The sequence below is a fragment of the Planococcus donghaensis MPA1U2 genome (assembly GCF_000189395.1).
Lineage (GTDB): Bacteria > Bacillota > Bacilli > Bacillales_A > Planococcaceae > Planococcus > Planococcus donghaensis_B.
The window spans coordinates 87,003-102,898 of the sequence record NZ_AEPB01000015.1 but is presented as its reverse complement, the minus strand read 5'-3'; the positions used below and the strand labels follow the sequence as shown (position 1 = coordinate 102,898).

General features: G+C 40.0%; 15 protein-coding genes. 6 read left to right on the top strand and 9 right to left on the bottom strand.

Going from position 1 to position 15,896, the window contains the following annotated elements; genetic code table 11:
* Positions 1 to 164 precede the first annotated feature (164 nt).
* Complete coding sequence (locus GPDM_RS04450; protein ID WP_008429366.1) at positions 165 to 437, bottom strand: hypothetical protein; 273 nt, start codon at positions 435 to 437, stop codon at positions 165 to 167.
* Between the two features lie 218 nt (positions 438 to 655).
* Between GPDM_RS04450 and GPDM_RS04445 the strand changes: the two genes are divergently transcribed.
* Both GPDM_RS04445 and GPDM_RS04440 read left to right on the top strand, forming a co-directional pair.
* Complete coding sequence (locus GPDM_RS04445; protein WP_008429365.1) at positions 656 to 2,485, top strand: LTA synthase family protein; 1,830 nt, start codon at positions 656 to 658, stop codon at positions 2,483 to 2,485.
* A gap of 185 nt (positions 2,486 to 2,670) precedes the next feature.
* Positions 2,671 to 3,174 (top strand): TlpA family protein disulfide reductase, encoded by a 504-nt coding sequence (locus GPDM_RS04440; RefSeq protein ID WP_008429362.1) that lies wholly within the window; start codon positions 2,671 to 2,673, stop codon positions 3,172 to 3,174.
* 73 nt (positions 3,175 to 3,247) lie between these two features.
* Here the strand turns inward: GPDM_RS04440 and GPDM_RS04435 are convergent, their stop codons facing one another.
* Positions 3,248 to 3,997 (bottom strand): phosphatase PAP2 family protein, encoded by a 750-nt coding sequence (locus tag GPDM_RS04435; protein ID WP_008429361.1) that lies wholly within the window; start codon positions 3,995 to 3,997, stop codon positions 3,248 to 3,250.
* A gap of 155 nt (positions 3,998 to 4,152) precedes the next feature.
* On the opposite strand from GPDM_RS04435, the gene GPDM_RS04430 reads away from it, so the two are divergent.
* The gene (locus tag GPDM_RS04430) at positions 4,153 to 5,043 is read left to right on the top strand and encodes an oxidoreductase (protein WP_008429359.1); all 891 of its coding nucleotides are present in this window, start codon (positions 4,153 to 4,155) and stop codon (positions 5,041 to 5,043) included.
* A 63-nt stretch (positions 5,044 to 5,106) separates the two neighbouring features.
* Here the strand turns inward: GPDM_RS04430 and GPDM_RS04425 are convergent, their stop codons facing one another.
* Genes GPDM_RS04425 through GPDM_RS04415 form a run of 3 tightly spaced genes read right to left on the bottom strand, consistent with a single transcriptional unit; the run spans position 5,107 to position 7,078 of the window.
* Positions 5,107 to 5,580, bottom strand: coding sequence for an NUDIX hydrolase (locus GPDM_RS04425; RefSeq protein ID WP_008429356.1), 474 nt, complete (start codon positions 5,578 to 5,580; stop codon positions 5,107 to 5,109).
* Between the two features lie 47 nt (positions 5,581 to 5,627).
* Entirely contained in the window at positions 5,628 to 6,356 is a 729-nt protein-coding gene (locus GPDM_RS04420; protein WP_008429355.1) for an ABC transporter permease, read from the bottom strand.
* On the bottom strand, positions 6,353 to 7,078 hold the full coding sequence (locus tag GPDM_RS04415; RefSeq protein ID WP_008429353.1) for an ABC transporter ATP-binding protein: 726 nt from the start codon (positions 7,076 to 7,078) through the stop codon (positions 6,353 to 6,355). Before GPDM_RS04415 ends, GPDM_RS04420 begins: the two co-directional genes overlap by 4 nt.
* Before the next feature lie 168 nt (positions 7,079 to 7,246).
* Between GPDM_RS04415 and GPDM_RS04410 the strand changes: the two genes are divergently transcribed.
* The gene (locus GPDM_RS04410; RefSeq protein WP_008429351.1) at positions 7,247 to 8,137 is read left to right on the top strand and encodes an oxidoreductase; all 891 of its coding nucleotides are present in this window, start codon (positions 7,247 to 7,249) and stop codon (positions 8,135 to 8,137) included.
* 51 nt (positions 8,138 to 8,188) lie between these two features.
* Here the strand turns inward: GPDM_RS04410 and GPDM_RS04405 are convergent, their stop codons facing one another.
* Positions 8,189 to 9,310: an NADH-dependent flavin oxidoreductase gene (locus tag GPDM_RS04405; RefSeq protein WP_008429350.1), complete on the bottom strand. Its 1,122-nt coding sequence runs from the start codon at positions 9,308 to 9,310 to the stop codon at positions 8,189 to 8,191.
* Between the two features lie 162 nt (positions 9,311 to 9,472).
* Positions 9,473 to 10,084 carry a type 1 glutamine amidotransferase family protein gene (locus GPDM_RS04400; protein ID WP_008429348.1) on the bottom strand — a complete coding sequence of 204 codons (612 nt, stop codon included), beginning with the start codon at positions 10,082 to 10,084 and terminating at the stop codon, positions 9,473 to 9,475.
* Positions 10,085 to 10,227: 143 nt separating this feature from the next.
* On the opposite strand from GPDM_RS04400, the gene GPDM_RS04395 reads away from it, so the two are divergent.
* Positions 10,228 to 11,700, top strand: coding sequence for a protein adenylyltransferase SelO (locus GPDM_RS04395; protein ID WP_008429346.1), 1,473 nt, complete (start codon positions 10,228 to 10,230; stop codon positions 11,698 to 11,700).
* A gap of 176 nt (positions 11,701 to 11,876) precedes the next feature.
* A complete protein-coding gene (locus GPDM_RS04390) occupies positions 11,877 to 12,764 on the top strand; it encodes a fructose bisphosphate aldolase (RefSeq protein WP_008429344.1) in 888 nt (295 codons plus the stop codon).
* Positions 12,765 to 12,826: 62 nt separating this feature from the next.
* Here the strand turns inward: GPDM_RS04390 and GPDM_RS04385 are convergent, their stop codons facing one another.
* Both GPDM_RS04385 and GPDM_RS04380 read right to left on the bottom strand, forming a co-directional pair.
* Positions 12,827 to 14,383, bottom strand: coding sequence for a class I adenylate-forming enzyme family protein (locus GPDM_RS04385; protein WP_008429342.1), 1,557 nt, complete (start codon positions 14,381 to 14,383; stop codon positions 12,827 to 12,829).
* Between the two features lie 253 nt (positions 14,384 to 14,636).
* Positions 14,637 to 15,851, bottom strand: coding sequence for an aminotransferase-like domain-containing protein (locus tag GPDM_RS04380; protein ID WP_008429339.1), 1,215 nt, complete (start codon positions 15,849 to 15,851; stop codon positions 14,637 to 14,639).
* Positions 15,852 to 15,896: the final 45 nt, after the last annotated feature.

Sequence of the window (15,896 nt, the reverse complement as noted above, 5' to 3'; positions counted from 1 at the left end):
TCACCTAGCCCTCTGTTGTAATACTTTCATATTACAACAAAATTTCAAATTATCTATCTATTTTTAATAGACAATCTCTTTTTTACTATAACTTATTTATTCTTAACAAAAACAACCGCTCAATTGGTATTGAGCGGTTGTTTTCCTTATTGCGTATTTTTCATTTACTCTTTTTTGGTCAGCGCATAATAAATTTCCGCTTCAAAAAACTGCCGACGATGATCAGCAGACCTCCGTTTAGATACTTGGCCATTTTCTAAAATACGACTACACAAATAAAATGGGGCTTTCTCATTTTCTACAACTTGCCACTTCCCATAAAGTGATTGTTGTTTTCCGTAATCTATGGTGAAGTTTTGTCCAATAGATAAAACGGGGTATTTGCATCCGTTATTTTCCAACGCGTTACTGCTTGAAGTTTTTTTTGATAATGTCATAACCAGCACTCCCTCTTCTATCAATCTTTAAATCGCCCTTTCATTTCTCTCTTTATTAGTAAATACCCGCTGTCCTCTAGTATTTAAACGGCAAATCTTGTGGGTCAATACACAACAATGTTTCCACACATCTTTCGAGTGGTAATTAAAAAGTATAACGCTGTTTTATCCAGTCCCAAATTGTTAATAAAGCAGAAAATTTTAGTTGGAGGTGCCTAATGAAGTTTCTGGAGTATTGGATTTACTTAATCCTATCCATTTCAAAAATATTCTTATTCAGCTTATACGCTGGTACTCAGTTTTCATTTAGTTTTTTTGTTCTCAATCTCGCTTCTATTGTGGTCTTATCTAGCTGGACTTTATTATTAAATAGAAAAAAGCGAAACTGGATTTTGCTGGTGCTGCTGTTTTTGCATAGTACCTTACTAGTCTCTGACTTATGGTATTATCGTTATTTTACTGATTTACTATCTATCGTACTCATTGCCGATATTACGCAAATGAGTGATGTTGGTGGTGGATTCTTAACATTAATTGAAGCGAAAGACTTCCTCTTTTTTGCCGATTTGCTTTTCTTCTCGTTATTCCTTTTTGCTACTCGTAAGAAAGAAGACGTGGTGACTAAAAAAACTAAACGAATTTATGCGGGTACTGGCTTTGTAGTAGGACTTGCATTGGTTGTAATCCCGTTAGTCATGAGTTACAGCAATGAAGAAGAGTGGCTTGTTGGGGAGCCGATTTCGAATATGCGTGAATATTACCAGCTTGGATTTTGGGGTTATCACGGATTGGATTTTGCTCAAGGTATCGGCTCTTTTCTCTTCGATGAGAGCACGTTAACTAAAGAAGAAGAACAACGAATTCGTAAAGTTGTACCCGATACACCATCAACTGTATCTGACTCAGAAAAACCGAATATCATTATGGTCCAATTAGAATCGTTTCAAACCTCTGTAATTGATCACCAAGTTAACGGACAAGAACTGACACCTCATTTAAATGCCTTGAAAAAAGAAGCGTTATTTTTTCCTTCGTTTTATCACCAAACACATGAAGGTCGTACTTCTGACGCAGAATTCATTACGCTGACTTCGCTTTATTCATTAAAGTCAGGATCTGTTTATACGCGCTACGCGGCAGAAAATGAATTTGATGCGTTACCAGAGCTATTGAGAAACGCGGGCTACGATACAGCCGCTATGCACGCCTTCAAAAAAGATTTCTGGAACCGGGACGAAGTATACAAAAATATTGGCTTTAATCAATTTTTTAGTCGTCCAGATTTCCCTGATACACAAGATATTGGTATGGCTGTAAACGATGAAGATTTTTTAACTACTTCTGTAGAGCTTGCGGAACAATTAAAAGAACCTTACTTTGCATTTATGGTAGCCTTATCAAGCCATACACCGTATACCATTCCTGATAATTTCGAAGAACTGGATTTGACCGGTTATGAAGATCCATTGTTAAAAGGGTATTACGAAACCGTTCATTATGTGGATGGCGCTGTTGGCACTATAATTGAACAATTAAAGCAAAAAGAGATGTGGGACGATTCTTTAATCGTTTTTTATGGCGACCATGACAGCGGCCTTACTCAAGAAAAAAGTGAAATGGCACAAAAAGTGGGTGCTGACACTAAAATGGAATTATTTGAACTTGATCGCCAAGTGCCCCTCTTTATCAAACCGCCTAATTCAAAAAAAGCTGGATCAGTCGACAGTGTAGGCGGACAAATTGATATTGCCCCGACGATTCTTGATATCGTTGGAATTACTCCATCCCACATGTTGGGAGAGTCTTTATTAGATGAAAGCAGCAATTTAACAGTATTTCGAGATGGTGCATTTCGATACGAAGAGCTTTATTTCGAACCTGATTTAACTTCACCAGCTGGAAATGGTAGTTGTTATGAAATTGATTCAGGCCAAGAAGTAGCGATTGAACGATGTAGCGAATTTATTGATACGGCTACTGAAGAACTTCACGTATCTGATTTGATCATTCGAAAAAATGCTTGGCAACAAATTAAAGCAAGTGAATAGACTAAAGCCGAGTCCAATTGGAAGTTCACACTACTATACACTTTAATAAAACATGGTCAATAAGCAAACCCCTCTTCTACCGAAGAGGGGTTTGTCGAGTTGCCCTAATGTCTTTTAGCGCATGTTCACTATATGATAGAGGTACAAAGATTTGCTAAGCTCGTTCACAGTAAAGGATGATTGCGATGAAAGTGTGGGTGAAAATCAGTTTACTGCTAGCTTTATTATTTGTAGTGGGTGGATGCGCTCCAACTGAAAAAAATGCTACAAAGCTTGCACCGTCTTTTGAGTTAGTGGATTTAGAAGGCAATCAGCAAAATCTTGCTGATTACGCTGGACAGAAAGTGTATGTGAAGTTTTGGGCTTCTTGGTGTTCGATTTGTTTAAGCGGCATGGAGGAATTGAATACGTTAGCTGGTGAAGAAAATGACTTTGCTGTGTTGACGATTGTCTCCCCTGGCTCGAACGCTGAAAAAAGCAGCGAGTCATTTGCGAAGTGGTTTGAAGGCTTTCCAAATGCAGAAAATATTATGGTGTTATTGGATGAAGGCGGTACTTTTTTTGATGAGTATGGTGTCATCGGCTATCCAACATCTGTTTATATTGGTTCTGACGGTACATTAGTTAAAAGTCAAACAGGTCACTTTAGTAACGAAGAAATTAAAAATTCGTTTGATAGCATTCAATAACTAGCTAGTAAAAACCGCATGTAGTTTGCCTCACGGCTTCCACATGCGGTTTTTTTTGTGCAATCATACAATGTCATTTTGAGAAAAATGGAATCTTTGTGCGAATGGTTTTGTACAATGGTCCAAGCAATTGACGAAGTGCATGAACAGGTGGCACTGGGCTTTTGCTGTGCCATTGAATCCATTCTAATGCAGTGAGGTTAAGCATTAACCAAATCAGCCCCGCTATATATCCTGCCAATACATCACTTGGAAAATGTGCACCCAAATAAATTCGACTTGTGCCAATTGTAATAATAAGTAAACTCAATACAGTAACCGCCGTCCATTGAATCCATGGTCGTTGACGTGTTCGAATCACGAGGTACATCACAAAGCCATAAAAAATCAACGAGCCCATTGAGTGACCACTAGGAAAACTATAACCGATTGCATCAATTTCCTCGTTAATGCTCGGGCGTTCTCGGAGATACAGATTCTTCAACAATAAGGTTAAAAGAGAGCCTCCCCCTACAGCGATAATAAAAAACAATACACCCCATTTATCTTTCATTTTTACGCCTAACACAAGTAAAATAATGATGGATGATAAGGTTAAAAACCAAACAGAGCCCATTTCAGTAAAAACGAACATAATGGTATCCATAGTCGTACTTGAACTTGCTTGTATCCCATTGATAATAAAATCATCAAATAAACTTACTTCTTGATCCATGACTTCTTCAGCTAGTTCTGCAAATAACACAATAAACAATGACGCAAGACCTAAGCCGCCAAGCAATAATAGAAAAGCCAGTCCTGCTAGTTTTTCATTTTTATCCATCTTATCGCTCCCGATTCTTATTGATAATTTATCTTTACCCTTTTAAAACAGAAATATGTAAAGAAAACAATTTTCTAAATTTCACTATTTGTTACATAGCGTGGAACATGGTATTTTTATGTAAGCACAAAGTCCATTACTCAGGAGCTGATCGTTTGAAACAATTAACTGGAAAGATTGCGATCATTACAGGCGCTAACAGTGGCATTGGCTTAGAAGCTGCCAAAGTCTTTGCTGATCGCGGTGCACATATCGTGATGGCTGTACGCAATATAGAAAAAGGCCAGCATGCACGTGACATGATTCTCCAAAACAATCAAGAAGCACATGTAGCTGTGATGAAACTAGATTTAGCAGATCTTGCAAGTATTCATCTATTTGCAGAAAATTTTCAAAAGCAATATGGCTCTCTCGATCTACTGGTCAATAATGCTGGGGTTTTAGCGCCGCCTTATTCTAAGACAAATGATGGCTTTGAACTCCAATTTGGTAGTAACCATCTTGGGCATTTTGCCTTGACAGGTTTGCTAATGCCTTTACTGAAAAAAACACCGCATTCGCGGGTTGTGTCTCTTAGCAGCCTTGCTCATAAAGGGGCTCGCATTGACTTTGAAAATCTTGATGGTTTCAAAGGATATAAAGCGATGAAGTTTTATGGTCAAAGCAAGCTAGCCAATCTATTATTTGCACAAGAATTGGATACACGCCTTAAAGAACACAATATACAAACTTTGAGCATTGCTTGTCATCCTGGAATTTCGGCGACCAATATTTTTAAATTAGGAAACCGAGATGCACCTCAATTTTTAAAATCACTCATGCATAATATTTTACAGCCACCTGCATTAGGCGCTTTACCTACTGTTTATGCTGCTACAGACTCCCAACTTACAGGTGGAGAGTATATAGGACCGGATGGCAAAGGACGACGTAAAGGCTATCCAGCAATTGATGCACCTCATGCATCTGCCCGGGATAAAGCCGTTTCTTTAAAACTGTGGGACGTTTCAGAAAAACTTACCGGTATAGAATTCGATTTTTCTTAAAAAATGGCATTTTCATTGTTTTAAATGAAAATGCCATTTTCTATTCAGTGAGAATTTTTTTAGTTATTTGGCTATTAGTGCAGAATAGTGATACTTAAGAAATTCTTTTATCACCTTTCGATGACTGCCAACTAATCTGTCAGGCAACTCTTCTGGGGCAAAAAATTTAAAACTAATAGATTCTTCTTGATCGACCGTTAACTGACCACTAAACGTATCTGAATAATAGGCAGTGGTTACGACGTAGTATTCATCACCATTTTTGGCCACTACAAAGTGATTGGGGCCTGAGTAAACATTTATTAGCGTTAACTCGTCAACGCGAAGTCCGGTTTCCTCTAAAACTTCTCGCTTTGCTGTATCTTCTGTAGATTCCCCCAGCTCCATTAAGCCCCCAGGAAGTCCCCACAAACCTTCTGGAAATTTTCGTTCTTCAAGCAATAGACGTCCATTTGGATCAACAAGGACGACAACTGCACCTACCAAAATAAGCGGCCTGTGCCCCACAATTTTTCGTAATTCTTCTACATAGCCCACTTATACATCCCCCTCTTTTGCTTACAAACATCGGTGTAACGTTTGTTTTATCCACGCATCTTCTTTCTAAACCCCCATCTAGTAATGCCAAATAGCGCAACTGTATACGTCAACACCCAAACCATGGGAACTAAAACAGCAGCATAATCACCAGCAAAAGCAGCTCTTGAAGCATCTACCGCATGGGCAAATGGCAAGTAATAAGCAATTTTTTTAAAGCTACTTCCGATTAGATCCAATTGAAACCAAGTTCCGCTCAACCATGATGTGAGATTGACGAAAATCGCGAACAAGGCTCCCACTTGTCGATCGGTAAAAAAAGTGCCAAATAAAAGTCCAAATCCAATATACAGAAACGAAATGACTGTTACTACTCCGAATGCAGGGATTGCAGAAAATGTCATAGTCATTCCTAACAAAAGTGCGGTAATATAGCAGGCACTTATTTGAATTAGCGCCATTGGCACTAATGGTAAAGCATAGCCGATTAAATAATCAGTCGCAGTCAATGGGGAGGCAAAAATTCTCATTAAAAATGAGCTGCTTTTATCTCGCCCAATGAGCATCCCGCTAAACAAGGAAATAAACGAAAAGCTAAAAACAATAATAGCAGGTGCTAGCTGATCCAGCTGAAAAAGGTCAAAAGGCATATTGTCAGCCATCAACGAAAATAGCCAAAGCATTATTAGTGGCAAGATCATACCGAAAAGCAAGGTCATTGGATCGCGTAAAATTTCTTTGCGATTGCGCTCTGCAAACACCCATGCTTTCTTCATTTTTCAACCTCCGCCGTCAATTGTAAAAAGATATCCTGCAATTTGTTTTGTCCTGTTTGTCTCTTCAATTCTTCTAGTGTTCCAAGAGCACATAATTTCCCTTGATGCATGATACCGATACGGTCCGCTAAGGCTTCGACTTCCTCTAAGTAGTGTGTAGTTAAAATAATCGTAATGTGCCCTTTTAACTCCAGTAGCATTTGCCATAAATCCAATCTTGCTCGTACATCCAGTCCTACTGTTGGTTCGTCTAGAAAGAGAATCTGCGGGTCCGAGATTAAGGCCATGGCAATACTCACGCGACGCTCTAATCCTCCAGACAAAGTTCTGCCCTTGTTTTGCGCCCGATCCGCAATTCCTAACTTTTCCATTAGCTTATTTGCTTCTTGTTCTGCTGTTTTTTTATTACTGCCATATATTTTAGCAATAAACTCCAAATTTTCTTTAACCGTTAAATTACGTGCGATTGCTGTTTCTTGTGGAGAAATATTCAACTTTTCTTTGACTGCCTGAGGATTTCTCGAAATGCTATCCCCTAGCATAATTGCATCACCACTCGTTGGTTCCATTAAACAACTAAGTAATTTGATGGTGGTCGTTTTTCCAGCTCCATTTTCGCCCAAAAGCGCAAAAAATTCACCTTGTCTAATTGTCAGCGATAGATGATCTACGGCTAGCCGATCTTTAAAAGTTTTAGTCAACTCGTTAATCGAGATATCCATGGATTCATCTTGCCTCCTTTGTTGTATGTGACTGATAACTTTTGCGCGCGACCAGTCCAATAACCATATTATCAAGCAAATAAGATTTCCAAAAGTGGTATATAACCGATAAAATGAATAGCAGCAATTCTTGCTATTCGAAAAAACGGAAATAAAGGACGTGATCTTTTGCTTACAGGAAAAACAGCGATCATAACAGGTGGCAATAGCGGGCTTGGTTTTGAAACAACCAAAGAGCTTATTGCACAAAACGCACAAGTGATACTTGCTGTCCGCAATACTGAAAAAGGCAATCTTGCACGTGAAAAATTATTGAAACTTAATGATTCAGCTCAGATTATCGTGATGTCGCTCGACCTAGCAAATTTAGAGAGTATCCGGTCTTTTGTAGAACAGTTTAAAAAATCATTTCCTACACTCGACTTATTGATTAATAATGCCGGCATTATGGCACCGCCTTTTGGGAAAACTGCAGATGGTTTTGAGTTGCAGTTTGGCAGCAATCATCTCGGACATTTTGCGTTGACTGCCCTACTTCTACCGTTGCTCGAAAAAACGCCAAACTCCAGAATTGTCACTGTCAGTAGTCGTGCCCATAGTCGGGGTTCAATCGATTTCGATAATCTTGACGGAGCAAAAGGCTATCAAGCAAAAAAATTCTATAATCAAAGCAAATTAGCCAATTTGTATTTTGCACTCGAGTTGGATAAACGTTTAAAAGAACATGGTTTTCAAACGATTAGTATCGCTTGTCATCCAGGAGTTTCTGCGACCAATATTTTAAAGCTTGGCAATCGAGAAATTCCAGCGATTTTTAAAAAAATCGCTAATTTGTTTCTTCAGCCACCACATATGGGCGCTTTGGCCAGTGTTTTTGCCGCAACCGAACCGGAGTTAACAGGAGGAGAATATATTGGGCCACTTGGACAATTTCAGCGAAAAGGCTATCCGGCAATAGGAACTCCTCATAACAATGCCATCAACCTTGAAATCTCACGTAAACTTTGGCGTGTATCCGAACAATTAACTGGCATCTCTTTTCCCTTTATTGAAAATTAATCAAAAACAGCGGTTCTTTGAATTAACTCAAGGACCGCTGTTTTTAAAAATTTATTCTTCTACTCGGAACCAGCCCGGTGCATTAGTAACCATATTCCAAAGATTTTCTGGAATATCTAATTGATCTTTTTTGCTTAAATAAATGGCTTGGTGTATTTCTTCATCCCGACTTTTTTGAACTTTAGAGAGCCAGTCTGGATCCATTATTAATGCGTGTCCTAAAGAAACGAGCGGCGTGACTTCTAATGCTTCTTTCACGTCACTTAAAGTCTGCAAGCCGCCTACTCCGATGACGGGTACGCGAGTGCCGATGTGTTGTTGAATTACTTCTACACGCGACCGGCTGTCTTCCACACGGATAGACCCCCCGAAAAATCGGCCGACAGAGACGTGAACATAATCGATGCCTTGATCTGCGATAGCCGTTAAAAATTTCAACGTATCGTCCATCGTGATGCCCGGTTCTTCCCGTTCTTCGGGGCTAATACGATACTCTACCACAAATGGTTTATCCGCATATTCTGCCACTGCTTGTTGAATCGACTCAATCACAGCGAGTGGGAATGCCATTCGTCCTTTGACATCACCTCCCCATTGATCGGTACGAGTGTTGGAGTGTGGAGAGAAAAATTGCTGAATCAAATACGTATTAGCTCCGTGAATTTCTACTCCGTCAAAGCCCGCTTGAATTGCACGTCTTGTTGCTTCTCCAAACGCTTTAATCGTTTCTTTAATTTCCTCATGGCTCATTTCGCGTGGTGTTTCTGCATTGGGGCGTAGTGCTGGAACAGCACTTGCCGAAACCGGCTGTTCGCCATTTAATAGTTTTTCATTCGACATGCGACCTGCGTGATACAGTTGCAGTATAGCTTTAGCCCCTCCATCTTGAATGGTAGTGGCCAATCGCCTTAAACTATCTATTCGTTCATCGCTGTCCGCACCAAAAGGTCCTGGAAAACCTATCCCAAGCGGTTCGACATGCGCACAAGCTGTAATAACTGCTCCGAGCCCACTTTCAGCGCGGCGCTTATAATACAGCAATTCTTCATCTGTAACGTTTCCATTTGCATCTGAAGATGATGTCGTCATCGGTGCCATTAAAATGCGGTTTTTAACGGTCAGTCCCGAAATAAAAGTAAACGGTTCAAATATATTTTGTGTTGTAATCGTCATATCGATTCCTCCTTATCTAGTTCTTTACCCATCCGATGGCATGAGCATGCTTATCTTTTGGAGAAATTCAAAATTTGGCTAAGAAGAATGCGTCTTCTGATAAAAAACCATTAGCGATTGTGTTCTTACTCTCCCAATCGTTAATGGTTTGTTTTGAGCTTTTTATTGTTTTGTTTTCATAAATTCGTAATATCCATTTTTGAAAAAAGCGTACCATTCATCGATTTCCTGTTGCGGTGCAGAATTTAATGCCTCAAGCACTTCTTTTCCAAACTCTAAAAATGCAGAGCCGTTTGCCGTGATTATTTTTCCGCTTCGCACGGCCTGTTTTTCCAAATAGCCACTTTCGTTACTGTAGCTATCTCCTGCTACTTTTTTTAAGCTTTCCAAATAGTTACTGGTGTGCGGAATCGTATTGAACAAACCATTTCTTCCTAAAAATACGGTGGCATCGCAAATTGCACCGATTACAACTTCTTTTTCAACAGCTTTGTTCACCAGCTCCATAACTTGGTGACTTTCTTCTTTTCTCCAAGAATTGCCGCCAATTAAAATTAATCCTGCAAAATCTTCTGGGGCATCTGCTATTTCGTAATCCGGTAACACCGTGAAGCCACCAATAGACTTAATGGGGACTTTCGTTAATGATACGGTCTTCACATCAAATTGCCGTCCTTGACCTTGTGGCTCTTCGTTCAATGCAGCCGCCAGTGAAGCCGCTTCCCAGTCTGCATACTCATCTAACAACACAAAAAGAACTTTTTCGTTACTCACCACTTCTCCTCCTTGTTGTTGGAATATTCAACCATCAATTAACCAAATTATAGCACATACAAACCACTCAAACAGCTGAGACATGTTTACCCATCTAAGAGGGTATAATGAATACACATCCTACTAAAAAAGGAGAATTTCTAATGAATAAAAAAGAACAAACTCAATTCGGTTGGCAGCTCGGTGATAGCTACTCTCGCCTACCTGAAATTTTTCATAGTACGTTTTCAGTCAATCCTGTACCGGCTCCCAAATTGGTTATTTTCAATCAAACACTTGCAACTGCGCTTGGTTTAGACCCCGCTGAGTTAACGAGTCAAGAAGGCATCGCGATTCTTGCAGGCAATAACATGCCAGAAGGCAGAGCACCACTTGCACAAGCTTATGCCGGACATCAATTTGGCAATTTCACGATGCTTGGTGATGGGCGCGCTTTATTAATTGGCGAGCAATTAACACCTGCTGGCAAGCGTGTTGATATTCAGTTAAAAGGTTCTGGGAGAACAGCCTATTCAAGAGGTGGCGATGGTCGTGCAGCGCTAAGACCGATGCTACGCGAATACTTGATCAGCGAAGCCATGTACGGACTCGGTATTCCAACCACACGCAGTTTAGCTGTTGTTGAAACTGGTGAAATGGTTCGTCGTGAAACTCCACTTCCCGGTGCCATTATGACACGCATTGCCGATAGTCACTTGCGCGTTGGGACATTTCAATACGCCGCACGTTTTGGTGAAAAAGAAGATTTAAAAGCACTTGCAGACTACGCGATAGAACGGCATTTCCCACACGTTCAAAAAGATGAAAATCGCTATTTGGCATTGTTCCAAGAAGTTATTCAGCGCCAGGCTGCGTTGATTGCCAAATGGCAATTGGTTGGTTTTATTCATGGCGTGATGAATACCGACAACATGGCTATTAGCGGTGAAACCATTGACTATGGCCCTTGTGCATTTATGGACAAGTTTGATCCCAAGACCGTTTTCAGTTCGATAGATATGCAAGGTCGTTACGCATACGGCAATCAACCGATGATTGCTGGTTGGAATTTAGCACGTTTTGGTGAAAGTCTACTACCGCTATTGCACGATACACCTGAAGAAGCTGTTAGTATTGCACAAGCTGAGCTAAGTAAATATATTGGATTATTTGAGCACAATTGGCTTGCTGGCATGCGTCAGAAACTGGGTATTTTCAATTCCGAAGCGGAAGATTCGGCATTAGTAGAAGAATTGCTAAATCTAATGCACAAGTATGAGGCCGACTATACGAATACATTTCGTGCGTTAACATTTAACAAACTAGAAGAAAGCGAATTATTTAACGCAAACGACTTTAAAGCTTGGCACAGCTCTTGGCAAGCACGCCTCGACCGACAAGACGAGACTTTAGAACAAAGTCACCAATTAATGCGAGACAATAACCCGGCAATAATCCCTCGTAACCACCGTGTTGAAGAGGCATTAGAAGCTGCTGAGCTTAGAGGAGATTATAGTGCACTGCACAAGCTGCTTGCCGCATTAGCTAACCCGTATGCTCATTCAACCGAACAACAAGCTTATACGGAGCCTCCAGAGCCAATGAGTGGACCTTACCAAACATTCTGCGGGACTTAATAACCGTTAATACGTTTACTCGCGTTTAGTCAGGGAAAACCTTAACTAAGGCTGGATTAATAATTTTTTTGTAGTTTCTTCTAGATATTGTTATAATATTCTGTGAAAGAGTTTCTTTACAGTAAATTTTTTAATGCACCGATCGACTTTCAAAATTTATTTAAGGAGCTGGGATGATGAATCAGGAACAAATGGATTTTGTAAAAAACGGAAAAGGCTTTATTGCGGCACTTGACCAAAGTGGCGGAAGTACACCAAAAGCGTTAGCACTTTATGGCGTATCGGAAGATCAGTACTCTTCTGAAGAGGAAATGTATGACTTGATCCACGAAATGCGGACACGTGTAATGACTGCACCTTCTTTTAATTCCGATTCGATTATCGGCGCCATTCTTTTTGAACAGACAATGGATCGTAAAGTAGAAGGTCACTATACACCTGATTATTTGTGGCAAAAAAAAGGTGTGGCACCGTTTTTAAAAGTCGACAAAGGACTTGCGGATGAAGAAAACGGCGTCCAACTGATGAAACCAATGCCAAACCTAGACGACTTATTAAAGCGTGCCAACGAACGCAATATTTTCGGCACAAAAATGCGCTCTGTTATTAAAGAAGCAAATGCCGAAGGGATTAAAAAAGTCGTGAAGCAACAATTTGAAGTCGGCAAACAAATTCTTGCCGCTGGTTTAGTGCCAATTCTTGAACCGGAAGTGGACATTAACAGCACAGATAAAGAACAAAGCGAAAAAATTCTTAAAGAGGAAATGCTAAAGCATTTGGACTCATTGGATGAAGATCAAAATGTCATGATCAAGATCACCATTCCGACAGAAAATAATTATTACAAAGAAATGATTGATCACCCTCGTGTTGTTCGTGTGGTCGCACTTTCTGGTGGATACAAACGTGATGATGCCAATGAAAAATTAGCAGCCAATAATGGGCTTATTGCTAGTTTCTCGCGTGCTTTATCTGAAGGCGTCAGCGCCAATCAAACAGATGAAGAGTTTAACGCTACGCTAGAAAACTCCATTAAAGGCATTTACGAAGCTTCTATTACGTAAAAACCCATTAAAATGCCCCGTAGCCTGTTTTGGCTTCGGGGCTATTTAATAGAGAGGAAAAGTTAATATCGGCTCTCTGGAACTTTTCGGAACCATTCGAATTCACTAATATGCAGCTCCCGTAATTTGTATTTCATAATTTTTCCTGAAGCATTTCTCGGTAATGACTCAACTATCTTATATTTCTTCGGAATTTTATATCCTGGAAGATGCTCCAAGTAGAAATCCATTAATTGTTCTTCTTCAATCGTTTCGCCGTCTTTAGGCACAATGATGACACCCACAATTTCTCCCCACTCTTCTTCCGGCAAACCAACAGTTGCCGCTTCAGCTACTTGAGGATGATTCATAGTAACCTGCTCGACTTCGATCGAAAAGATATTTTCTCCAGCTGAAATGATGCGATCTGCTTTACGATCCACGAGTGAGATAAATCCATCCTCATCGATTGTTGCTAAATCCCCAGTTAACAGCCAACCATCTCGAAAAGATTCTTCTGTTTCCTGTGGTTTATTATAATATTCTTTCATCACTGTTTTACCTTTTATAATAAACTCACCAATCAGCCCTGGTTGAACATCCTTAAATTCATCGTCCACTACCCGCACTTCCATGAAATACATCGGTTTCCCGCCAGATCCTAATTTAGCTTCATGCTGTTCTGGGAGCAAAAACACTCCTCCTGGTCCGCCTTCAGTCAGCAAGCATAAATTATAAAATTGCTTGTGACCGAAAAAGTCCATTGCTTTTTTCACAAGTTCTGGATCAATCGGATCTGCCCCGTACATGCATTTGGTGACTGAAGACAAGTTAGATGAGTCTGCATTCGGAACTTGCAGTAAGGCTTCATACATGTTCGGTAAACCAAAAAACACAGACACTTGGAATTCCTCAATCGCTTTAACTACCTGTTCCGGATCAAATTCAGACAAGATGATATTAGAGGTTCCAAGCAATATACCTGTGACTAAATAAAGGTTTAATTGAACCGAATGGAACAAAGGTACTGCATGTAAAATGCGGTCCTCAGCATCGATTCCGACACCAAATACAAACGACGAACTGACATTTACTAGACGCTGGTGATCAAACAATGCACCTTTTGGCTTGCCAGTCGTTCCAGATGTATACAAAATTTCGGCATCATCGGTATTTAATACTTCGACCGACGGATCTAATGCATTTTCGCTTAACACGCTTTCCCAACTGAGGTAATCGTTATTTTCAGGTGCAGGGTAAACAATCACTTGTTGAAGTGAAGTTGCCTGTCTTTTCCCTTCGGCAATAACCCCTTCAAATTCTGCATCACAAAAAATAAATCGACTTTCAGATTGCCCAAAAATATAGCCGCTTTCATCGGCACTCAATCGATAATTTACAGGTACGGCAACGCCCCCGGCTTTTAGTATTGCAAAAAAAGCCAATACATTATAATCCGAGTTTTTCATAAATAGCGACACCTTATCACCTTTTTGTAAACCCGTTTCAAGAAGTCCATTTGCCATTCGGTTTACTTCTTCGTTTAGTTGTTGGTACGAATACGTTCTCCCATCGTAAGCAATTGCCACTTTGTCTGGAAAACGTTTTGCATTTTGTCTCAGTGCTGCTGTTATATTCATGCTCGCTCCTCCTCTTATAATCGTTTTGTTACTCCTATAGCAGTTCCTCCTGTCTTGGAAATTTCTAGCACTTGAGCGCCCGTTAGAAATCTCCGGATTTTCTCAAATAGTAGTATTAACTTTACAGTATTCTGAAAATATAGTCAATTCTTATTATTTGTTATTCTTATACTGGAAAAATAAAAAAACAAAGGAACTCATCAACTTTTTGATGATTTCCCTTGTCTTAAAGTGTTTCAAAATATCTATTTTATCACTCTATATGTTCAGTAGTTGGTACGATATGCGCCCCTACTACTTGCCCCAATAACTCCACACCTTTAACGATTTCTTCTTCACTTGCATAGCTGAATGACAACCTCAAATACTCAAGTCCTTTTTGCTGGTTCAAGAAAAAGTATTTTCCTGGAACAAAAGCTACTCCTGCATCAAATGCCTCCTGCAGCAGTTGAGAAGTATCAACATTTGGAATTTTGACCCACACAAAATAACCGCCTTTTGGTACAAACCATGAAACAGTAGGTGGCAAGAATTTCTCTAAAGCAGCTAACATCATTGCACACTTAGATTTATATGTAGTTGTTAAGCGCTTTAGATGCTCATCAAAATCAACCGATTCAAGAAATGAAGCCATAGTTGCTTGATCAAACGGATGATCTAGGTCCTTTTTAAACCAACTTAACGGGTCAATTATTCGTTTATCTGCCACTACCCATCCAATACGCATGCCGGGTGCTACAACTTTCGATAATGATCCCACATAAATCACACGGTTTTGAGTATCTAATGCTTTTAGCAGACGAGGTCTTTCTTCATAGCCGAGTTCTCCGTAAGCATCATCTTCTAAAACTAGAAAATCATATTGTTCAGCAAGTTCTATCACGTGTTGTCTACGTTCGAGCGATAAGGTTGTACCAGTCGGGTTTTGATAAGTCGGAATGGTATAAAGCAAGCGCGGAATTGGTAACCCTTGCGCTTTACGAGCAGCTAACATCTCTGCTAATACATCTGTTTGCAGTCCATTTTCATCAATGGGAATGGTTATGTAATGATCCGTATAGTTTTTGAAAATTTCCAGCGCTTCCATATAAGTTGGTGATTCAACTGCAACAACTGCTTCATCGTCTAAAAGAATACGCGCAATCAAATCAATAGCCTGACAAGCACCTGATGTGACAAGCAATTCATTACTTGTAGTTTCCACATCACGTAGCGCCATTCGATTTTGAAGAAATCTTTTTAACTGTGGAACTCTTGGACTGCCTATGTAATGAAGCGGTAAATCCCGTTCCTCATCCAGTAAACGAGCAACCGCAAGTTTAATTTCATCAGAAGGAACAAGTGAAGGTTCGGGATAACCCGAACTGAGACGTAAGCACCCTGCTGGTAATGGTGACATCCACTGGCCAGGAGGATCGTTTTTAAATGCCCTTTCAATTTCTTTCGAAAAATGGAAGTCTGTTTTCATGTATTTCGTTCCCCTTTCACCCAACTGATAGAATAATGCGAAATC